Origin of the sequence: Halomonas koreensis (assembly GCF_031451675.1) — a bacterium.
Taxonomy (GTDB): Bacteria; Pseudomonadota; Gammaproteobacteria; order Pseudomonadales; family Halomonadaceae; genus Halomonas; species Halomonas koreensis.
On the sequence record NZ_JARWAK010000007.1, the window covers coordinates 38,555 to 59,787 of the forward strand.

Annotated in this window: 18 protein-coding genes; 1 reads left to right on the forward strand and 17 read right to left on the reverse strand. The window is 72.1% G+C overall.

Going from position 1 to position 21,233, the window contains the following annotated elements; genetic code table 11:
- Positions 1-105 precede the first annotated feature (105 nt).
- Entirely contained in the window at positions 106-1,620 is a 1,515-nt protein-coding gene (locus QC818_RS09390; RefSeq protein WP_309652594.1) for an NCS2 family permease, read from the forward strand.
- Positions 1,621-1,683: 63 nt separating this feature from the next.
- On the opposite strand, the gene QC818_RS09395 is transcribed toward QC818_RS09390, so the two are convergent.
- From QC818_RS09395 to QC818_RS09475, 17 genes are all read right to left on the reverse strand, one after another.
- Positions 1,684-2,943 (reverse strand): D-amino acid dehydrogenase, encoded by a 1,260-nt coding sequence (locus QC818_RS09395; protein WP_309652595.1) that lies wholly within the window; start codon positions 2,941-2,943, stop codon positions 1,684-1,686.
- Between the two features lie 169 nt (positions 2,944-3,112).
- The gene (locus QC818_RS09400) at positions 3,113-4,414 is read right to left on the reverse strand and encodes an MATE family efflux transporter (RefSeq protein ID WP_309652730.1); all 1,302 of its coding nucleotides are present in this window, start codon (positions 4,412-4,414) and stop codon (positions 3,113-3,115) included.
- A gap of 120 nt (positions 4,415-4,534) precedes the next feature.
- Entirely contained in the window at positions 4,535-6,373 is a 1,839-nt protein-coding gene (locus tag QC818_RS09405) for a putative bifunctional diguanylate cyclase/phosphodiesterase (protein WP_309652596.1), read from the reverse strand.
- 60 nt (positions 6,374-6,433) lie between these two features.
- Positions 6,434-7,018, reverse strand: coding sequence for a PAS domain-containing protein (locus QC818_RS09410; protein ID WP_309652597.1), 585 nt, complete (start codon positions 7,016-7,018; stop codon positions 6,434-6,436).
- Positions 7,019-7,104: 86 nt separating this feature from the next.
- Positions 7,105-7,689: a YceI family protein gene (locus QC818_RS09415; RefSeq protein WP_309652598.1), complete on the reverse strand. Its 585-nt coding sequence runs from the start codon at positions 7,687-7,689 to the stop codon at positions 7,105-7,107.
- Between the two features lie 40 nt (positions 7,690-7,729).
- Positions 7,730-8,287 (reverse strand): cytochrome b, encoded by a 558-nt coding sequence (locus tag QC818_RS09420; RefSeq protein ID WP_309652599.1) that lies wholly within the window; start codon positions 8,285-8,287, stop codon positions 7,730-7,732.
- A 189-nt stretch (positions 8,288-8,476) separates the two neighbouring features.
- Positions 8,477-9,682, reverse strand: coding sequence for an O-succinylhomoserine sulfhydrylase (locus tag QC818_RS09425; RefSeq protein ID WP_309652600.1), 1,206 nt, complete (start codon positions 9,680-9,682; stop codon positions 8,477-8,479).
- Positions 9,683-9,694: 12 nt separating this feature from the next.
- Positions 9,695-11,215, reverse strand: a complete 1,521-nt coding sequence (gene purF, locus QC818_RS09430; protein ID WP_309652601.1) for an amidophosphoribosyltransferase — start codon at positions 11,213-11,215, stop codon at positions 9,695-9,697.
- Between the two features lie 60 nt (positions 11,216-11,275).
- Positions 11,276-11,845 (reverse strand): CvpA family protein, encoded by a 570-nt coding sequence (locus QC818_RS09435; protein WP_309652602.1) that lies wholly within the window; start codon positions 11,843-11,845, stop codon positions 11,276-11,278.
- Positions 11,842-12,537: an SPOR domain-containing protein gene (locus tag QC818_RS09440; protein ID WP_309652603.1), complete on the reverse strand. Its 696-nt coding sequence runs from the start codon at positions 12,535-12,537 to the stop codon at positions 11,842-11,844. The genes QC818_RS09435 and QC818_RS09440 overlap by 4 nt, the downstream gene beginning before the upstream one ends.
- Positions 12,534-13,826 (reverse strand): bifunctional tetrahydrofolate synthase/dihydrofolate synthase, encoded by a 1,293-nt coding sequence (folC, locus tag QC818_RS09445; protein WP_309652604.1) that lies wholly within the window; start codon positions 13,824-13,826, stop codon positions 12,534-12,536. Before folC ends, QC818_RS09440 begins: the two co-directional genes overlap by 4 nt.
- A 6-nt stretch (positions 13,827-13,832) precedes the next feature.
- Positions 13,833-14,825 carry an acetyl-CoA carboxylase, carboxyltransferase subunit beta gene (gene accD, locus QC818_RS09450; RefSeq protein WP_309652605.1) on the reverse strand — a complete coding sequence of 331 codons (993 nt, stop codon included), beginning with the start codon at positions 14,823-14,825 and terminating at the stop codon, positions 13,833-13,835.
- A gap of 73 nt (positions 14,826-14,898) precedes the next feature.
- Entirely contained in the window at positions 14,899-15,702 is an 804-nt protein-coding gene (gene trpA / locus QC818_RS09455; protein WP_309652606.1) for a tryptophan synthase subunit alpha, read from the reverse strand.
- 9 nt (positions 15,703-15,711) lie between these two features.
- Positions 15,712-16,926, reverse strand: a complete 1,215-nt coding sequence (gene trpB, locus QC818_RS09460) for a tryptophan synthase subunit beta (protein WP_309652607.1) — start codon at positions 16,924-16,926, stop codon at positions 15,712-15,714.
- Positions 16,927-16,975: 49 nt separating this feature from the next.
- On the reverse strand, positions 16,976-17,617 hold the full coding sequence (locus QC818_RS09465) for a phosphoribosylanthranilate isomerase (protein ID WP_309652608.1): 642 nt from the start codon (positions 17,615-17,617) through the stop codon (positions 16,976-16,978).
- Positions 17,610-18,539: a tRNA pseudouridine(38-40) synthase TruA gene (gene truA / locus QC818_RS09470; RefSeq protein ID WP_309652609.1), complete on the reverse strand. Its 930-nt coding sequence runs from the start codon at positions 18,537-18,539 to the stop codon at positions 17,610-17,612. The genes QC818_RS09465 and truA overlap by 8 nt, the downstream gene beginning before the upstream one ends.
- Positions 18,540-18,546: 7 nt before the next feature.
- Positions 18,547-20,988, reverse strand: a complete 2,442-nt coding sequence (locus QC818_RS09475; RefSeq protein ID WP_309652610.1) for a FimV/HubP family polar landmark protein — start codon at positions 20,986-20,988, stop codon at positions 18,547-18,549.
- Between the last annotated feature and the right edge of the window lie 245 nt (positions 20,989-21,233).

Genomic DNA, 21,233 nt, shown 5'->3' on the forward strand with positions numbered 1-21,233 from the left:
CCGGGGATACGGGGCGCCCGAGCGGCGCTCCCGGACCGGCCGCCGCTTGACCGGCCGGTCAGGACGACACCCCCTGCCCCGCCGATCCGAGGCGTCTCATTCACCATGGCGGCATCCCCCCTGCACTATCCCTGGTATCGGAAGGAAGACACCGATGCCTTCTTCGCGCTGTTCCAGAACAACATCGCCAACTTCGTCATCATCGCCATCACCCTGCTGGGCATGGACTTCCCGGCGTCGATCGTGTTCGGCCAGGTGCTTCCCGGCGCCGCCGTGGCGGTGATGGCGGGCAACTTCTACTACGCCTGGAGCGCCGCGCGGCTGGCTCGCCGGGAGGGGCGCCGCGACGTCACGGCGCTGTCCTACGGCATCTCGACCCCGGTGATGTTCGTCTTCCTGTTCGGCGTGCTGCTGCCGGCCAAGCAGCTCACCGGCGATCCCGAGATGGCCTGGAAGGTCGCGGCGGCGGCCTGCTTCGTCAGCGGCGCCGTCGAGGCCGCGATCAGCCTGATCGGCCGCTGGGTCCAGCGCCACCTGCCCCGGGCGGCGATGCTCGGCGCCGTGGCGGGGGTCGCCCTGACCTTCATCGCCGGCGAGATGCTGTTCAAGACCCTGGAGGCGCCGGTGATCGGCCTGCTGGTGCTGGCGATCATCCTGCTGGGGCTGATCGCCCGGGTCACCATGCCCTTCCGGCTGCCCGCCTCGCTGGTCGCCATCGTCCTCGGCACCGCCATGGCCTACCTGATCGGGGACGCCGACGGCGCGCGCTTCGCCGACGCCTTCACCCACCTGGGCGTCTATCCCCTCGTCCCGGGCCTGGCCTGGTTCGAGGGCCTGGGCCTGCTGTTCACCGGACTGCTCGGGCTGCTGGCCGTGGTCCTGCCGATCACCCTCTACAACGCCATCGAGACCATGAACAACGTCGAGGCCATGGCGGCCGCCGGCGATGCCTATGACGTCCGCGAGTGCCAGGCCATCGACGGCGTGGGCACCATGCTCGGCGCGCTGTTCGGCGGCGCCTTCCCCACCACCGTCTACATCGCCACCGTGGGCGCCAAGTGGATGGGCGCCGGCCGCGGCTACAGCCTGCTCAACGGCGCGGTCTACGGCCTGGCCACCATGTTCGGCCTGATCGCCGCCCTGGCGGCGCTGATCCCGGTCTCGGTGGTGGCGCCGATCCTGGTGTTCGTGGGCGTCTCGATGATCGCCACCGCCTTCCAGAGCAACGAGCCGCGCCATTATCCGGCCGTGGCCCTGGCCATGCTGCCCTATTTCGCCAACTACCTGATGACCCGCTTCAACCGCGGCGCCGAGGAGGTGGTGGCCGAGATCTCCGGCGGCATCGTCGCCATGGGCCAGGGCGCCATGTTCATGGCGCTGTTCCTGGGCGCCATCGCCGCCTCGCTGATCGACCACCGCTTCCGCCGCGCCGCCGTCTTCGCCACCCTGGCCGCCGGCTTCGCCTTCGTCGGCCTGATGCACGCGCCGGCGATCGCCTGGAACGCCGCCCCGGACTTCGCCCTGGGCTACCTGAGCATGGCCGCCCTCTTCCTGGTCGCGGCCTGGCAGCACCGCGCCAGGTCCGTGCCCCGAGCGGCCGCGGCCGGCGACGCCGCCTGACACGACGAGGGCCCCGCCGGTCGCCGGCGGGGCCCTCGAGGTCGTCGCGGGACGGCGGTCGCCTCAGGCGGCGTAGCGCGACACGTCCAGCCCGCGGGGATCGATCCGCGGGGTGCGCTCGGCCATCAGGTCGGCCAGCAGCTGGGCACTGCCACAGCTCATGGTCCAGCCCAGGGTCCCGTGGCCGGTATTGAGCCAGAGGTTGTCGTAGCGGGTCGCGCCGACGATCGGAGTCGAATCCGGCGTCATGGGACGCAGGCCGCTCCAGAACTCGGCCCGATCGACATCGCCGCCCTCGGGGAAGACATCGCGGACCACCATGTCGATGGTCGCCCGGCGCTTCGACGGCAGGCTCAGGTCATGGCCGGCCAGCTCGGCGGTGCCGCCCACCCGGATGCGATCGTCGAAGCGCGAGATCGCCACCTTGTAGGTCTCGTCCATGACCGTCGACTGCGGCGCCCCGCCGTCGTCGGTCACCGGCACCGTCAGGCTGTAGCCCTTGACCGGGTAGATCGGCAGGCGGATCCCCAGGTCCTTGACCAGGAAGGGGGAGTAGCTGCCCAGGCAGACCACGTAGGCGTCGGCGGCGAGCTCGCCGGCGCTGGTGATCACGCCCTCGATCCCGGCGTTGCCGCGGCGGATGCGCTGGATGTCGACGCCGAAGCGGAAGCTCACGCCCAGCCGCTCGCGGCAGTAGTCCGCCAGGCGGTTGGTGAACAGATGGCAGTCGCCGGTCTGGTCGTCGGGCAGATGCAGGCCGCCGACGAACTTGCCCGGCACCCGGGCCAGCGCCGGCTCGGCGCTGCTGATCTGGTCGGCATCGAGCAGCCGATGGCGCACGCCGCACTGCTCGAGGACCTTCATGTCCTTGGCCACGGCCTCCACCTGGCCGTCATGGCGGAACAGCTGCAGCAGCCCCCGCTGGCGATCCTCGTAGCGGATGCCGGTGTCGGCGCGCAGGGCGTCGATGCAGGCGCGGCTGTGCTCGGCGATGCGCACCATGCGCTCCTTGTTGACCGCATAGCGCTCGGCGTTGCAGTTGCCGAACATCTTCATCATGAAGCGGGCCATCGCCGGCTCCATGCGCGGCTGGATCTTCAGCGGCGCATGCTCCTGGAACATCCACTTGACGGCCTTCTGCGGGATGCCGGGCGCCGCCCAGGGCGACGAGAAGCCGAAGGAGACCTGCCCGGCGTTGCCGTAGCTGGTTTCCATGGCGGGGGCGGCCTGGCGATCCACCACGGTGACCTCGTGCCCCTGCCGGGCCAGATAGTAGGCACTGGTGACGCCGACCACGCCACTGCCGAGAATCAGGACCTTCATGCTCTCCCCCTTGTGCTTGTTGACGGCGGGCAATACGACGCCCGGCGCATGCGCCGGGCGGAACGAGTCACGAGTATAGGAGGAGTAAAATAGAGGATTTAACTATTATTTTTTTATTTCTATCGAACAAACTTCAAATTTTTCATTGATAGCAATTATTAATAACACCTCAAGCAATGTTTTTAGATGATTCATCTATTGCGTTGCGGCGCGGGCTCGCCAGGGTGCGGCGCAACAGGGCCCAGGCCCCCAGCCCGGCCAGCAGGTTGCCGCTGGCCGCGCCGGCGGCCAATCCCGGCAGGCCGCCCAGCCAGGCTCCCGCCGCCAGGCACGGCAGATAGCAGACGAACAGGCGCGCGGCGGACAGCAGCATCGAGCGCAGCGGCCAGCCCAGCGCATTGCCGGCCGAGACCACCAGCATGCAGACGCCGAGGGCGGCATAGCTGGGCGGCAGCCAGCGCAGCAGCACCGCCAGGTCGGCGCGGACCTCGCCGGTGCCCGCCAGCACGCCGGCCAGCCAGGGGGCGGCCAGGGCCAGGCACAGCCCCAGCGCCAGCTGCCAGGCCACCGCCACCCGCAGCGCCAGGCGCATCAGCCGATGCACCTGGGGCCAGTCGCCCGCCCCGTAGCAGCGCCCCAGCCAGGGCGGCAGCGACATGGTCATGGCCAGCACCGCCATCAGCGAGACGGTCTCCAGGCGACTGGCGAGCCCCCAGGCGGCGACCTGGGCCTCGCCCAGGCGCGCCACCACCGCCACCGCCAGCATCGCCGCCAGGGGCGGCATCAGTTGGCCGACCATGGCCGGCCCGGCGATGCCCAGCAGGTCGCGAAGCGAACGCCGCGCCTCGCCGGCCAGCCCCTCGACCGTCAGCCAGGCGGTGCGCAAAAGCCGCGTGCCCAGCACCACCAGCCCCGTCAGGAAGGACAGCACCGTGGCCCAGGCCGCCCCGGGCAGCCCGAGGCCCGACCATCCCCCGACGCCGAAGATCAGCAGCGGATCGAGGACCAGGTTGGTCAGGCTGGTGACCACCATCAGGGTGCCCGGCAGGCGGGTGTCGCCATGCGCCCGGAACAGGCTGTAGCCGAAGTACAGCGCCGCTCCCAGCCAGGCCGCGATCAACTGCGGCCCCCAGTAGGCGCGGATCCGCGGCAGCACCTCCGGCGCGGCGCCAAGCCGCCGGAAGATCGGCTCCTGGCCCGCCCACAGGCCCAGCGCCAACAGGGCGATCACCAGGATCCCCAAGGCCGGCACCAGGCCGCTCAGGCGCCGGGCGCGCGGCGCGTCCCCGGCCCCCAGGGCGCGGGAGATCAGGGCGGCGATGGCGATGCCCAGGCCCACCTGGACCCCGATGATCAGGAAGGACAGCGGGAAGGTGAAGGACTGGGCCGCCAGGGGCGCGGTCCCCAGTCGGGCGATGAAGACGCTGTCGATCAGCTGGAAGCCCAGCAGCGCCAGCACGCCGATGGCCATGGGCCAGGTCTGCCGCCACAGGGCCGGGGCGAGCGAAGGCGGGGAAGGGGCGCGATCTGCCAACGGGAAACTCCGGCGGGACATGGAAGGCCGCCATTCTACGCGATGTGACCGCGCGCCTCAGGGGGCATCGACGACGGCGTCCCTCATCAGGTCGAGCAGGGCCTCGGCCGGCCGAGGGCGATGCAGGAAATAGCCCTGGGCCAGCTCGCAGCGCATCTCGCGCAGCAGGCTCAGCTGCTCGGCGGTCTCCACGCCCTCGGCCACCACCTCGAGCCCGAGACGCTGGCCGATGAACACCGCGGCCTCCAGGATGGCCCGATCCTCCGCCGACCGCGTGGCATCCCGAACGAAGGTGCGGTCGATCTTCAGGGCCGAGACCGGCAGATGCTTGAGGTAGCTCAGCGACGAATAGCCGGTGCCGAAGTCATCGATGGCGATGCTCACTCCCCGCCGGCGCAGGTGGCGGAGGCCGGCCAGCACGCGCTCATCGGCCGCGATCAGGACGTTCTCGGTCAGCTCGATGCCGATGTCGGCGGGACACAGCCCATGGCGAGACACGCAGGCCTCCAGGCGACGCAGGGTATCGCCGCCCAGCACCTGGCTGCCGGACAGGTTGATGTCGACCCTGATCCCGTCGACGCCCGCGGCCCGCCACTCGGCCTGCTGGCGGCAGGCCTCGTTCATGACCCAGTCGCCCAGCCGATCGATGAGCCCGGCGTGCTCGGCCAGGGGAATGAACTCCCCCGGCGCTACCGGCTCGGCGTCGTCGGGCTCCCAGCGCAGCAGCGCCTCGAGGTGCGCGAGGCGGCCATCGACCAGCGCCACCTGCGGCTGGTAATGGAGCCGGAGCTCGTGACGCTCGATGGCCCGCGCCAGGCGATCGACGAGGCGATGCCGGCGAAGCAGCTGATCATGGAAATGCTGGTGGAAGCCCTGCACGCTGCCGCGGCCATCCAGCTTGGCCCGGTTCTTGGCCACATCGGCGTTGCGGATCAGCTCCCGGGCGGTGTCGCCGTGGGCGGGAAACCGGCTCAGTCCCAGGCAGGCACTGACCAGGCGCTCGCCGTCGTCCAGGGCGAAGGGGCGGCGAAACGCCGTGCGCACCTTGTCGACCAGCCGCCTCAGGTCCGTCTCCCGGAACACCCCGGGGAAGGCCATCACGAATTCGTCGCCGGACACCCGCGACATCAGGTCGCCGGCCCGCTGATGGCGACGCAGCCGCTGCGCCAGCTCGATCAGCAGCCGGTCGCCCTGTGCATAGCCCAGGGCATCGTTGATCTCGACGAAGTGATCGATATCCAGATAGATCAACGCCAGCTGAAGGTCCCGGTGCCGGCACTGCTCGAGCAGGGCGTCGAGATCGGCCTCGAAGGCCTGGCGGTTGGGCAGCCCGGTCAGCCGATCGAAGCGGTGGGCGAACGCCAGGTCGCGGTGGGCCTGCTTCTGGTCGGAGAGGTCCACGTCGACGCAGAACATCAGCGGCCGCTCGGTGTGCTCGCCGAGCATGACATGGTGGGAGAAGACCGGCACCGGCTCGCCGCTGCGGTGGCACAGCTCCAGCTCCTCCGCCGGGATCTCCCTGCCCTGCTCGATCCAGGCCCGGTGGGCCTCGATCACCGGCCGGCGCATGGCGGCGGGAATGATCAGCTCCTCGAGCCGGCGGCCCATGGCCTCCTCGGCGGTATAGCCGTAGAGCCGTTCGCTGGCCGCGTTCCAGTAGATGACCCGCCGCTCGCGATCATAGCCCTGCACCGCCACCCGGGGCAGGCTCTCCAGCAAGGCGCGGAAGCGCTGCTCGCTCTCGTGGTGGAGGCGCCGGATCGCCCGCAGCTCTCCCCGCTGTCGGGCCACGCGCCGGCCCCCGAGGGCACGCGACCACCCTTCGCGCATCCGTTCGACGAACCGCCCGCGCATGGCGCACCTCTCGGCGTCGTCGGCGTCGCGCCGACGGGGCATGAGTCTCCTGATGCATAAGCATCAGACGGCTCTCACAGCATAGCTCATTCTCCCGGGGGGTCAGGCCGAGGGGGGCCGGACATCCAGGCCGACATCGACGCAGAACATCACCGGCTGGTCGGTGTCGCCATCGAGCATTACATGGTAGGAATACACTTCGACCGGATGGCCGTCGCGATGGCGGAGCCGGAGCCGCTCGGCGGGGATGGGGATGCCGTGCCCGACCCAGTCGCGGTGACGCCGGATGACGGCCTCGCGCATGGCCTCGGGAACGATCAGGGCCTCGAGGCGTTGCCCCAGGGCCTCCTCGGGCCGGTAGCCATAGAGCCGGGTGCTGGCCTGGTTCCAGAACACCACCCGCCGGTGGCGGTCGTAGCCCTGGACGGCGACGCCGGACAGTCCCTCCAGCAGGACGCGAAAGCGCCGATCGCCGCAGCGCGCCTGCAGCCGGGTGAGCTCGTCGTCGGCGCCGGCGGGGCGGCTCAACCCGACGAAGGCGGCAAGGCCCGCCAGGGCGAGGCCCGTGGCGGCCAGCAGGCCGGCCGCGAGCCACTGGGCGTGCCACAGCAGGCCCGCCATCGCCAGCCAGGCCAGTATCGCCAGTGCCCCTGCCGCCCTCAGGCGGCTCCTGCGCTTCCCTGTCATACCCTGCCCTCCCGGCGACGACGCTGCCCCATAACGACGCATCCCGGCGCGCGGCCGGGATGCTAGAGGGGGCGACGCCGGGGAGTTTACTGGCGAATGCCCTCGAAGGTCACGTACAGCTCCAGCTCGTGCATGGGCTCGGGGAAGCTGGACATGTCGATGCCGTAGTCGGCCAGGGTCAGGGTGGTGCTGCCCTCGAAGCCGGCCCGATAGTTGCCCCAGGGATCCTCGCCCTCGCCGAGCAGGGTCACCGGCATCTCGATGGCGCGGGTCTCGCCGTGCAGGGTCAGGTCGCCGGTCAGCACGCCCTGATCCTCGCCGGTGGGCTCGAAGCCGGTGGAGGCGAAGCGGGCGGTCGGGTACTCGGCGACGTTCAGGAAGTCGTCGCTCTTGATGTGCTTGTCGCGCTCGGCGTGGTTGCTGGTCAGGCTGGAGACGTCGACCTCCAGGCTCGCCGACGAGGCCGCCAGGTTCTCCGGATCGTAGCTGAACTCGCCGCTGAACTCCTCGAGGCTGCCGAGGATGTAGGAGTAGCCCAGGTGGCTGATCTTGAACTGGATGAAGGCGTGCTGACCCTCGGTGTCGATGACATAGTCGGCGGCCTGGGCCTGGGACAGCGGCACCAGGGCGGCGGCGGCCAGGGCGGTGGTCAGGGCGGTCTTCTTGAACATCGGTTGCTCCTTGCGTGGATTCACGGAGGATGATCCCGCCTCAGCGGCGGGAATGGACATGACGCGACGACAGCATGCGGACCAGGGTGTCCTGGCGATCTCGCCAGTGGTGCTTGAGCGCCGCCAGGGCATGGCCGGCGGCCAGGCCCATCAGCGCCAGGGCGGCGTACCAGTGCACCATGCCGGCCAGGCTGGCCTGATCGGGCAGGTCGCTGATCAGCGCCGGGACCTCGAACAGCCCGAAGACCCCGATGCCGTCGCCCTCGGCGGTGGAGATCAGGTAGCCGCTGACCAGCACCAGCAGCATCAGGGCATAGAGCCCGACGTGGCCCAGATGCGCGGCGAGACGCTCCAGGCGCCCGCCCGGCAACGCCGGCGACGGCTGGATGAAGCGCCAGGCCAGGCGCGCCAGGGTCACGGCCAGCACGAGCATGCCCAGGGACCGGTGCCACCAGGGCGCCAGGTTGTACCAGCCGTCGTAGTAGTCGAGCCCGGTCATCCACCAGCCCAGCACGAAGAGCCCGACGAAGGCCAGCGCGCTCAGCCAGTGCAGGAGGATGCTGATCAGTCCCCATCCGGTGGTCGAGTTACGCCACATGGTCGCTCCCTGTCGTCACGAATCGAAGGGCAAGCCTACCCGAGGCGAAGAGACGGGTCCGCTGAAAAAATGTGAATGTTTCGTTCGGAAAAATCCGAGCGCCGCCGCCCGGACGGCAGGCGGACAAGCGGATCGGCGGCCGGCGATCGCCGCGGGGCTCGCGCCAGGCGAGCCATCCGGGCGCCGGGGTCACCCCGGGGAGGCGGCCAGGACGTCCAGGCCCCGGGCCAGATCGGCCTGGATGTCGGCGATGTCCTCGAGGCCCACCGCGATGCGGATCAGCCCCTCGCGAATGCCGGCGGCGGCCTTCTGGTCGTCGGACAGCCGGCCGTGAGTGGTGGTGGCGGGATGGGTGATGGTGGTCTTGGCATCGCCCAGGTTGCCGGTGATCGACAGCATGCGGGTGGCGTCGATCACCGACCAGGCGCCCTCGCGGCCGCCCTCGACCTCGACGCCGAGCACCGCCCCGAAATCCCGCTGCTGGCGGGCCGCCAGCGCATGCTGGGGATGGTCGGCCAGCCCGCTGTAGTGCACCCGCGCCACCGCCGGGTGAGCCTCGAGCCACTCGGCGAGCCGCCGCGCGTTGGCGCAATGCGCCTGCATGCGCAGGCTCAGGGTCTCCAGTCCCTTGGTGAAGATCCAGGCGTTGAAGGGGCTCATGCAGGGACCGCAGGTGCGCACCACCCCGAAGACCTCCTCCAGGGCCTTGTCGGGCCCCACCACGGCGCCGCCCACGGCCCGTCCCTGACCGTCCAGGTACTTGGTGGCGGAATGGATCACCAGGTCGGCGCCCAGCGCGATGGGGCGCTGCAGGGCCGGGGTCAGGAAACAGTTGTCGATGGCCAGCCAGGCATCGTGGCGCCGGGCCAGCGCGGCCAGCGCCGCGATGTCGGCCACCTCGGAGAGCGGGTTGGAGGGCGTCTCGGCGAACAGCAGCCGGGTGGCCGGGGTGATCGCCGCCTCCCAGGCCGCCAGGTCGGAGAGCTCCACGTAGCGGGTGGTGATGCCGAACTTGCCCAGGTACTTGTCGAACAGGCTCACCGTGGAGCCGAACAGCGAACGCGAGGCGACGATCTCGTCGCCGGCCTGCAGCAGCGCCAGCGCCGTGGCGAGGATCGCCGACATCCCCGAACTGGTGGCCACGCAGCGTTCGCCGCCCTCCATGGCCGCCAGCCGACGCTCGAAGGTCTGCACGGTGGGGTTGGTGAACCGCGAGTAGACGTTGCCGGCCTCCTCGCCGCCGAACTTGCGCGCCGCCTCGGCGGCGCTGCCGTAGACGAAGCTCGAGGTCGGGAAGATCGGCTCGCCGTGCTCCTGCTCGGCGGTGCGATGGTGGCCGGTGCGGATCGCCAGGGTATCGAGCCCCCAGGCGTCCGCAGGGTTGTCGTCGTGCATGCCGGACTCCCGTCAGTCGATGTCGTCTTCCTGATTGTGCATGCCCACCAGGGCGTGGTCGCCGGCGCTCTGCTGCGACTTGGCGTCGTCGCTGCGGCTCGCCTCCAGCGCGGCCAGGTAGGCGTCGTCGATGTCGCCGGTGATGTAGCGGCCGTCGAACACCGAGCAGTCGAACTCCTGGAGGGCCGGATTGACCTCGCGGCAGGCCGCCTTCAGGTCCTCGAGATCCTGGTAGATCATGCGGTCGGCGCCGATCATTTCGCCGACCTCGGCCTCGGTGCGGCCGTGGGCGATCAGCTCGCTGGCCGCCGGCATGTCGATGCCGTAGACGTTGGGATAGCGCACGGGGGGCGCGGCGGAGGCGAAGTAGACGTTCTTGGCGCCCGCCTCCCGAGCCATCTGGATGATCTGGTTGCAGGTGGTGCCGCGCACGATGGAGTCGTCCACCAGCAGCACGTTCTTGCCCTTGAACTCGATGTCGATGGCGTTGAGCTTCTGGCGCACCGACTTCTTGCGCTGGGTCTGCCCCGGCATGATGAAGGTCCGCCCGATATAGCGGTTCTTCATGAAGCCCTCGCGGTAGGTCACCCCCAGGTGCTGGGCCAGCTCCAGGGCCGAGGTCCGCGAGGTGTCCGGGATCGGGATCACCACGTCGATGTCGTGGTCCGGCCACTCGGACAGGATCCGCTCTGCGAGCTTGCGGCCCATGGCCATGCGGGTGCCGTAGACATAGGCGCCGTCGAGCAGGGTGTCCGGGCGCGCCAGGTAGACGTGCTCGAAGATGCAGGAGGCCAGCCGCGGCGCGTCGGCGCACGACTGGGTGTGGATCTCGCCGGCCATGTCGACGAAGATCGCCTCGCCCGGCGCCAGGTCGCGGTGCAGCTCGAAGCCGCCGACATCGAGCGCCACAGACTCGGAGGCGATCATGACCTCCTGGCCCTCGCCCTCGTCGCGGGAACCGAACACCACCGGGCGGATGCCGTGGGGGTCGCGGAAGGCCACCATGCCCACGCCGTTGATGATCGCCACCGCGGCATAGCCACCCTGGCAGCGGCGATGCACGCGACGCACGGCGTCGAAGATGTCGCCCGGGGCCAGGTGCGGCCCCTGCTTGCCCAGCTCGTGGGCGAAGACGTTGAGCAGCACCTCGGAGTCGGAGCTGGTGTTGATGTGGCGCAGGTCGGAGGAGAACAGCTCCTGCTTGAGCTGATCGGCGTTGGTGAGGTTGCCGTTATGGGCCAGGCTGATGCCGTAGGGCGAGTTGACGTAGAACGGCTGGGACTCCGCCTCGCTGGACGACCCGGCGGTGGGATAGCGCACGTGGCCGATGCCCAGGTTGCCCTTGAGGCGCGCCATGTGGCGGGTATGGAAGACGTCGCGCACCAGGCCGTTGCTCTTGCGCAGCAGGAAGCGCCCGTCGTGCCAGGTCATCATGCCGGCGGCATCCTGGCCCCGGTGCTGGAGCACCGTCAGGGCATCGTAGATCCCCTGGTTCACCGCCTGCTTGGCCATCAGGCCCACGATACCGCACATTACACCTTACCTCGCTTGCCTTGGGGGGCGGCGGCTCGCCGGCCGTCGCCTCGAATCATGTCAGGGGGTGGCGATCGCGTCCCGCGACTCGGCGTCCGCCGAGGGCGCGGGAGGGAGATCGCCGAGGGATGCGGGCGACACCGGGAGCTGGCCCTCCCAGGCGGCCAGCCGACCGATCGCCCAGTCCTTGAGCTGCACGCAGGCGGGACGCAGGGCCGCCCGCTGCCAGGCCTGGAGCTGCTCCAGTGGGGTCAGGCCGATCACCAGGGTGGCCACCACCAGGATGGCGCCGCCCTTGGCCAGGCCGAAGGCGGCGCCGGCGACCCGGTTGAACAGCCCCATGCCGACCCACTCCACGGCGGCATGGATCACCCGGATGATCACCCCGCCGGCCAGGATCACGCCCAGCACCACCAGCACGAAGGCCAGCACCAGGCGGCCGTCGGGGCTGTCGATCAGCCCGTCCAGCCGATCGGCCAGCGGCGCCGCCAGCCAGCGGGCCGCCAGTAGGGCCGCCACCCAGACCGCCAGGCCCAGGGCCTCGCGCACCAGGCCGCGGACCAGGCCGGCGATGCCGGTCACCGCCAGCACCGCCACGAAGGCCCAGTCGAGCCAGGTCAGGCCGCTCACGGCGCCTCCACCAGCAGGCCCTGAAGGTTCTCGCCGGCCTTGAGCCGGGCCATGACGTCTTCGGCCACCTCGCTGGTGCCGTAGGGGCCCACGTAGACGCTGGTCAGGTCGTTGCCGCGGGGCCGCCGATAGGCCGGGAAGCCGGCCGCCTCGAGCCGGGCCTCCAGCCGTTCGGCGTTGTCCGGCTCGCCGAAGCTGCCCACCTGCACGGCCCACTGGCCGCCGGGCACGGCCTCGCCGCCCTGCCCCGCCTGACCCAGCCGGGCGTCGGCGGCCCGGGCCAGCTCGGCGATGGGATCCGCCGGTGTCGCCTCCTCCGCGGGAGCCTCCGCCGGCGTCTCCTCCACCGGGGCCTCGGAGGTCGTCGCCGCCTCCGCGGAGACATCGGGCGCCGCCTCGCCGGGCGCGGCGTCGCCGGCCTCCTGCGCCGGGGTCGGCTCGGGCCGCGCCGCGCTGGCCTCGCCCTCGTCCGGCGCCTCGCCGCCCCGGTCCTCTTCCGGGGACAGCGACGCCGGCGGGGCCGGCTCCGCCGGCTGGCGCCGCGCCACTTCCACCGGCTGCTCGATGGTCAGGGTCGGGGCGGGCCGGTCCTCGCGCGGCGCCGGCTCGTCGAACAGCAGGGGCACGAAGATCACCCCCAGGGCGGCCAGGATCAGCGCGCCGCTGACCCGCTCTCGCAATCCGTACTTCATGGCGCTCCCTCGCTGGCGTCGCGTCCCCAGGCCGACAGCACGCCGGCCACGGTGAAGAAGGAACCGCAGACCAGCACCCGATCCGCGGGCTCCAGCCGCGCGGCGAGCCAGGCCGCGCCCGCCGCCGGCGACGCGGCGCGCCCCAGCAGCGACTCGCCCCGGGCCTCGAGCAGCGCGGCCAGCGCGTCGGCGGAACGGCCGCGATCGCCCTCGAGGCCGACCGGCAGCCAGGCGTCGACCGCCGGCGCCAGGGCCTCGATCACGCCCTCGGCGTCCTTGTCGGCGAGCATGCCCAGCAGGGCGACGGTGCGCCCCTCGCAGGGCCGGTCGGCCAGGCGCGCGGCCAGGTACGCCGCGGCATGGGGATTGTGGCCCACGTCCAGGCACCACCGGCCGCGCCACTGCATGCGGCCGGGCAGCGCGACGTCGGCCAGCGCGCGGCGACAGGCCGCCGGCTCAGGCTCGATGCCGGCCAGCGCCAGGGCCTGCAGGGCGGTGGCGGCGTTGTCCAGCGGCAGGCCGGGATCGGGCAGGCCGGCCAGCTCCCGGGGCCGGCCGCCGGCCTCGTGGCCGCGCCAGGTCCAGCCCCGGGCATGCGGCGCCCGGGCGAAGGCCTCGCCCAGGGCGTGCACCGGCGCGCCGAGAGCCTCGGCGGTGGCCCGCACGCTCGCCGGCAGGCGCTCGCTGCCGAGCACCGCCGGGCGAGCCGGACGCAGGATGCCGGCCTTCTCGCGGCCGATGCCCTCCAGGTCGTCGCCCAGGAAGGCGGCATGGTCCCGGGCGATGGTGGTCACCACCGCCACGTCGGCGTCGATCACGTTGACGGCGTCGAGCCGGCCGCCCAGCCCCACCTCGAGGATGGCGAGGTCGGGGGCATGGTCGCGGATGGCGTGCAGCGCCCCCAGGGTGCCGGCCTCGAAGTAGGTCAGGCTGATGGGCTCGCCGTCCAGGCGCGCGGCCTCCACCGCCTCGAAGCCGGCCACCAGGGCGGCGTCGTCGGCCTCGCGACCGTCCAGGCGCAGCCGCTCGTTGTAGCGCAGCAGGTGCGGCGAGGTGTAGGTGGCCGTGCGGAGGCCGTGAGCCCGGGCCAGGGCCTCGAGCATGGCCACCGTGGAGCCCTTGCCGTTGGTGCCGGCCACGCTGATCACCCGGCCGGCGACCGGGCCGTCGCACAGCCCCATACGGCGAGCGACCTCGGCCACCCGCTCGAGGCCGAGGTCGATGTCCACCGGGTGGGCGGCCTCCAGCCGCGCCAGCCAGGCTTCCAGGGAGGAGGACGCGGCGGTCATCGGCGGTCAGCGCCCGTCGTCGTGCCGGGGCTCTTCGGCCGGTTCGGCGACGCCCTCGGGGGCGCCCGCCTCGGCGACCTCGCCCTGCTCGGCGGCGTCGACCAGGTCCGGCTGGGGCTCGCCGTCCGCCACCGGGCCGCTGAGCGGCCGGCGGGTCAGCTTGCGCAGCACGCCGCCCAGGCGACTGCGGATCTCGTGGCGATGCACGATCATGTCCACGGTGCCGTGCTCGAGCAGGAACTCGCTGCGCTGGAAGCCCTCGGGCAGCTGCTCGCGGACCGTCTGCTCGATGACCCGGGGGCCGGCGAAGCCGATCAGCGCGTTGGGCTCGGCGACGTTGAGATCGCCGAGCATCGCCAGGGAGGCGGAGACGCCGCCGAACACCGGGTCGGTGAGCACCGAGATGTAGGGCACGCCGGCCTGCTTGAGCTTCTCCAGGGCCGCGGAGGTCTTGGCCATCTGCATCAGCGAGAACAGCGCCTCCTGCATGCGCGCCCCGCCGGAGGCACCGAAGCACACCAGGGGCACGCCGCGCTCATGGGCCAGGCTCGCCGCACGGACGAACTTCTCGCCGACCACGGCGCCCATGGAGCCGCCCATGAAGGTGAACTCGAAGGCCACCGCCACCACCGGCAGGCCGTCCAGGGTGCCCTGCATGGCGACCAGGGCGTCCTTCTCGCCGGTGGACTTCTGGGCCGCGGCGAGGCGGTCCTTGTACTTCTTGGAGTCGCGGAACTTGAGGCGGTCCACGGGCTCCAGCTCGGCGGCGATCTCCTCGCGGCCGTCCTTGTCCAGGAACCAGTCCAGGCGCTTGCGCGCGGTCAGGCGCAGGTGATGGTCGCACTTGGGGCAGACGTTGTGATGCTTCTCGAGCTCCGGCAGGTAGAGCACCGAGTCGCACTTGGGACACTTGCGCCACAGGCCGTCGGGGACGCTCGCGCGGCGATCCTTGCGCTGAATGCGGCCCACCGAGGGCACGATCTTGTCTAGCCAGCTCATCTCAGAAACGCTTCCATTTGTGCTGTCGGCCCCCGCCGCGGCGGGGGCGGAATCGGATTCGGTCGGCTCGGGCTCAGGCGTCCAGGGCCTGGCGCATCTCGCCCAGCACCGCCTCCAGGGCGGCGGGGATCGCCTCGGGACGCTCGGCGTTGTCGGCGATGCGGTTGACCAGGGCGCTGCCGACGATGACCCCGTCGGCCACCCGGCCGATCTCGGCGGCCGAGGCGCCGTCGCGGATGCCGAAGCCCACGCACAGCGGCAGGTCGGTCTGCTCGCGCAGCGGCGCCAGGTGCTCGGCGACATCCGCGGCATCGGCGGCCGCCCCGCCGGTGACGCCCTTGAGCGCGACGTAGTAGAGATAGCCCTCACCGTGGGCGCATATTGTAGCGGCCCGGGCCGAGGAAGTGGTAGGGGCCACCAGGAAGATCGAGGCCAGGCCGCGCTCCTTGAGCACCGGCCCCATCAGGTCGGCCTCTTCCGGCGGCAGGTCGACCAGCAGCACGCCGTCGACGCCGACCTCCCGGGCCTGGTCGGCGAAGGCCTCGAGGCCCATGCGCTCGACCGGGTTGAGGTAGCCCATCAGCACCACCGGCGTCTCGGCGTCCTCGCGGCGGAACTCGCGGACCATCTCGAGCAGGTCGGCCAGGCGCACGCCGTGCCGGAGCGCCCGCTCGCAGGCCTTCTGGATCACCGGGCCGTCGGCCATGGGGTCGGAGAAGGGCACGCCCAGCTCGATGACGTCGGCCCCGGCGCGCACCAGGGCGTGCATGAAGCCCACGGTGTGTTCGGGCGCCGGGTCGCCGGCGGTGATGTAGGGAATCAGCGCCCGGCGGCCCTGGGCCTTGAGATCGGCGAAACGTTGATCGATACGGTTCATCAGGCTCCCTCAGAATTCGATGCCGTCGAGCTTGGCGACGGTCATGATGTCCTTGTCGCCGCGGCCGGACAGGTTGACCACGATGTGCTGGTCGGGACGCATGGTGGGCGCCAGCACCTTGGCGTGGGCCAGGGCGTGGGCGGACTCCAGCGCCGGCATGATGCCCTCGATGTGGGTCAGCTCGCGGAAGGCCTCGAGCACGGCATCGTCGTCGGCGGCCACGTACTCGACCCGCCCCACGTCCTTCCACAGGGCGTGCTCGGGCCCCACGCCCGGATAGTCGAGACCCGCGGAGACGGAGTGGGTGTCGCTGACCTGACCGCCCTCGTCGGACATCAGGTAGGTGCGATTGCCGTGGAGCACCCCGCGGGGCGCGCCGGAGGCCAGGGGGGCGGCATGGCGGCCGGTGGCCACCCCGTCGCCGCCGGCCTCGACGCCGTACATCGCCACCTCGTCGTCCTCGACGAAGGGATAGAACAGGCCCATGGCGTTGGAGCCGCCCCCCACGCAGGCGATCAGCGCATCCGGCAGGCGGCCGAACTCCTCGACCGACTGGCGCCGCGCCTCGCGGCCGACCACCGAGTTGAAGTCGCGGACCAGCATCGGATAGGGATGCGGGCCGGCCACGGTGCCGATGATGTAGAAGGTGTCGTCGACGTTGGTGACCCAGTCGCGCAGCGCCTCGTTCATGGCGTCCTTGAGGGTGCGGGTGCCGGAGGCGACCGGAATCACGTTGGCCCCCAGCAGGCGCATGCGGTAGACGTTGAGCTTCTGGCGCTCCACGTCGTCGGCGCCCATGTAGACGTCGCACTTCAGCCCCAGCCGCGCGGCCACGGTGGCGGTGGCCACGCCGTGCTGGCCGGCGCCGGTCTCGGCGATCACCCGCGGCTTGCCGCTCTTCTTGGCCAGCAGGGCCTGGCCGATGGTGTTGTTCACCTTGTGGGCGCCGGTGTGATTGAGGTCCTCGCGCTTGAGCCAGATCTGGGCGCCGCCGAGCCGCTGCGACCATCGCTCGGCGTGATAGAGCGGAGACGGCCGACCCACGTAATGGGCCAGGTCATGGTCGAATTCCGCCTGGAAGGCCGGGTCGTCGCGCAGCTGCGCGTAGGTCTTCTCCAGGTCCTCCAGGGCGAAGCTCAGGGTCTCCGAGACGAACCGGCCGCCGTAGGGGCCGAAATGGCCGCGGGCATCCGGCAGTCGGGTCAGGTCGCTGAACTGGCTCACAAAGACACCTCACAGGGTCGTCAGACAGGGGATGGGTTGGGGACGGGCATCAGGCATCGGCTTGCCGCACGGCCCGCAGGAAGGCCGCCATCCGCTCGGCGTCCTTGCGCCCGGGCGCGGACTCGATGCCGCCGGAGACATCCACCGCGAAGGGCCGCACCGCCGCGATGGCTTCGGCCACGTTGGCCGCCGAGAGGCCTCCGGCGAGGATAACAGGTTTTGCCAGGCTTGCGGGGATGCGCGACCAGTCGAAGGTCTCGCCGGTGCCGCCCGGCACGCCCGGGCGGTAGGCGTCGAGCAGCAGCGCCCGGGCGCCGCCATAGGCGCGGGCCGCCGCGGCCAGGTCCAGGCCGTCGCGCATGCGCAGTGCCTTGATCCAGGGGCGCGGGGCGGCGGCGCAGTCGTCCGGCGACTCCTCGCCGTGGAACTGCAGCAGGTCGAGGTGCGCGGCGGCACGGGCGACCAGCTCGGGGTCCGGGTCGACGAACAGCCCCACCCGGGTGACGAAGGCCGGCACCCGGTCGGCCAGCGCCGCCAGCCGCTCGAGGTCGAGGGCCCGCTTGCTGCCCGGCCAGAGCACGAAGCCCAGGGCGTCGGCGCCGGTCGCCACGGCGGCGTCCACGTCACCGGGCCGGGTCAGGCCGCAGAACTTGACCCGGGTACGGCCCAGCACAGTGCCGTGCTCAGGCATCGCCGCCCTCCTCCGCCGCCTCGACCAGGGGGCGGCCGCGGCGGAATTCGACCATCGGGCAGTCGGGCAGTGGCCGCTCGCCGGTCCACTCGCCGAGGAAGGCCAGCAGGTTGGGGCCCAGGGGCTCGGCGGGCAGCCCCCAGGCCGGGTCGTAGAGGGAGTCCACGAAGTGCAGGCCGCAGGCCGGCGCGGTGACATCGCCCCGGGTGCGGTCGCGCAGCGCCAGCAGCCGCTCGAGGTAGTCCTCGCCCTGCTCGCCCCGCCCCACCGTGACCAGGGCCCCGGCGATGTTGCGGATCATGTGGTGGAGGAAGGCGTTGCCCTGGACGTCGATGACCACCAGCGGACCGTGGCGATGCACCTCGATGAAGTGCAGGTGGCGCCAGGGCGTCTTCGACTGGCAACCCGCGGCGCGAAAGCTGGAGAAGTCGTGCTCGCCCACCAGCACCTGGGCGGCCCGGTGCATGGCATCGGCGTCCAGGGGGTCGCGGCACCAGGTCACGTTGGCCCGCTCCAGCACCGGCCGGCTCGGCTGGTTGAGCAGCACGTAGCGATAGCGGCGGGCCAGGGCCTTGAAGCGGGCATGGAAGTCGTCGGGCACCTGGGTCACCCAGCGTACCGCGATGTCGCGGGGCAGGTTGGCGTTGACGCCGAAGACCCAGGCCTTCTGGGAACGGCCGGCGGGTGGATCGAAGTGCACGATCTGGCGGGTGGCATGCACCCCGGAGTCGGTGCGGCCGCTGGCGTGCACCTTCACCGGCGCCCCGGCCACCCGGGACAGGGCGGTCTCCAGGGCGGCCTGCACCGAGGCGGCGTGCTTGAGGCGCTGCCACCCGCAGTAGGCGGTGCCGTCGTACTCCACCGACATGGCGAGTCGGCCGGTGAGGGGCTGGCGTTCGTCGAGACGATGAAAAAGGGTCATGCGTGCGTCATGGCTGATATCGGTCGAGCAGGTCGCGGGCTTCCTCCCGGGCCCCGGGGTCGGCGGCCTCCTCGAGGAAGCGCTCCAGCAGGCGGCGCGCCTCGCGGACCTCGCCGACCTCGATCAGGTGGCGCGCCTCGGTGAGGGTCGCCGCCGAGGAAGCCGCGTCGTCGGAGTCCGCATTATCCCCGCCCAGCGGCGGGAACGCCACCTCCTCGACCGCCCAGCCGTCGCCGGCCTGGCGGTCGCCGTGACCGCCGGCCTCACCGGGCGCGTCGTCGCTCCCGGACTGCCCCGGCGCCGCGGACGGCTCCAGGGGCGGCGGCCGGTAGTCGATGATCTCGCTGCCGTCGTCCTTGACCCGCGTGCTGACCTGGGGCATCGGCGGCTCCTCGGGCGCCGGGGCGCCGCCCTCCTCGAGGCGGCCGGCGTCGGGCGCCGGGGGGACGCTTGGCTCGGGGGCCGAGGGCGCCTCGCCGGAAGCCGCCTCCGCCGCCGGCGCCTCCTGGTGCGGCGGGCCCGGATCGGCGTCGTCCGCCGCCCCGCCGTGCTCGCCGAACAGCCTCGGCGGGCGCTCGCCGGCGGCGCTGAACACCGCCCGCTGGCCGGCGGCGGGCGGCGCCTGGCGCCCCATCAGGCGCTCCGCCTCGCCGCGGATCGCGGGATCGTCGGCCTCGAGCAGCCGCGCGGCCTCGGCCTCGGCGGCGACGCGATCGCCGCGCTCCAGCTGGACCCGCATCAGCTTCAGGCGCAGGTCGTCGCGCTCGGGCTCCCGAGCCAGCCCGGCCTCGAGCAGCTCCCGCGCCTGGTCGAAGCGCCCGTAGGCGATGAAGATATCGGCCTCGTTGATCGCCTCGGCCTGGGGCATGCCAGCCCGCACCGAGGGAACGGCCGGCTCCCCAGCGGCCGACGCCGCCCCGTCGCGGGGCCGCTCTCCCCCCGGCACGGCCACCTGAACCTCGCCGAAGGGGAAGGCCGAGGTCTCGTCGTCCTCGGATCGCCGGCGGCGCACCAGGGCCCACAGCGCCAGCAGGGCGGCGATGCCCGCACCGCCCAGCATCCAGGGTCGCTCCACGGCGCCCTGGTAGAGCGCGCCCCACCAGGGCGTGGCCGGCGCGTCCGCCTCGGTCCCGGACGACGCCTGCGGTGGCACCACGCCACCGGCCCCCTCGGCATCGACCCCGGCGCCGCCGGCGGCCAGCGCCGCCACCCGCTCGCGCAGCGCCTCCAGCTCCGCGCGCAGGTCACCCATCTCGTCCTCCAGGGCATCCCGCTCGGCCTGTACCCGGGACAGGGTCTCGCGACTCTCCTGCCAGCGCCGCTCCAGCCGCAGCAGCCGCTCGTCCTCGTCCAGCGCGCCCTGGCCGGTGACCTCGGCCAGGACCGCCGGATCCAGCGTGACGCGAGCCTCGGGCTCGCCCGCCGACTCGCCCGCCGACTCGCCCGTCGAGGCGCCGCCGTCCACGGCGCCGTCGCCTTCCTCGCCGGGCACTCGGCCACCGGCGGCCTGCTCCTCGGTGAGCAGCCGCAGCCGGGGCGAGGCGGCGGCCTCGTCTTCCACGCCGTCCGGCGCGCTCGGGGCCCCGGTCGCCTCGGCCGCCGCTTCGGGCGCCCCGGCCACGGCCTCGGTCGGCGCGCCTCCCTCGAGCGGCACCGGGGCCGGGGCCGCGCCGCCGCGATCGGCCCAGGCGCGATTCATCGCCTGCACCAGCTCGTCCGCCCGAGCGGCGGGACGCGAGGCGATGGCCTCCCGCGACGGCACCACCAGGGTGAAGCCGGCGCGCATGTCGTTGATGTTACCGGTGGGAAACACCTCGGGATTGGCCTGAACCAGGGCCAGCATCATCTGGTTCATGCTGATGCCGCTGTCGGGACGCAGCCGACCGGCCACCGCCCAGAGGGTGTCGCCGCTGCGTACCCGGGCCGGGTCGGCCGGGGCGCGCGACGCCGCCGGCAGGCCGGCACGGCGTGACGACGAGCCGGCCGGCGAGGGCTCGACCCCGGCGCCCGCCCCGGCCACCGCCCGCTCCCCGGCGACCAGGGTCGGCATGGCGGCATAGTCCGGGGGATCCAGCAGCAGGGTCACCTCGCGCAGCTGGCGCCCACCGGGCCAGTCGAAGCGCAGCAGCAGGTCCATCCAGGGCTCGCGCACCGGGCGCTCGGTGGTCAGTTCCAGCACCAGGCGCCCGCGGCGGCGACGGATGTCCATCTGGACGCTGGCGGCCAGCGGGGTGCGCGCCAGGCCGGCCGCGCGATAGGCCTCGGCATCCGCCAGCGAGACATTGAGCAGCCCGGCCTCCAGGCCGGCGGTATCGGTGAGCGGGAGGCGGGCGCGCAGCGGCGCGTCGAGCGTCGAGTTCACCTCGGCCTGCCCCAGGCCCAGGGCCAGGGCCAGCGGGCTGGCCAGGGACAGCGGAAGCAGTGCGGAGAGCGTCAGCGTGCGTTTCATGGGACCCCTTGCTGTCGGCGCCCGGCCGCCTTTGCTCCGGGCAGACCGAGGGCGAATGACACCTTTACCTGTCTACGGTCTAACACATCCGGCTCGTTGGCGGGAGCCGAGAGCATCAGGCCGGCGGCCATGCTTTCAACGTAAGCCATTGACGGACGGGCGAGCGAGCCCCACCAACGACGGGCGGGGCGCCCCCGAAAGGAGACGCCCCGCCCTGTCGTCGACTCGCCGCACCGGGGCGGCGA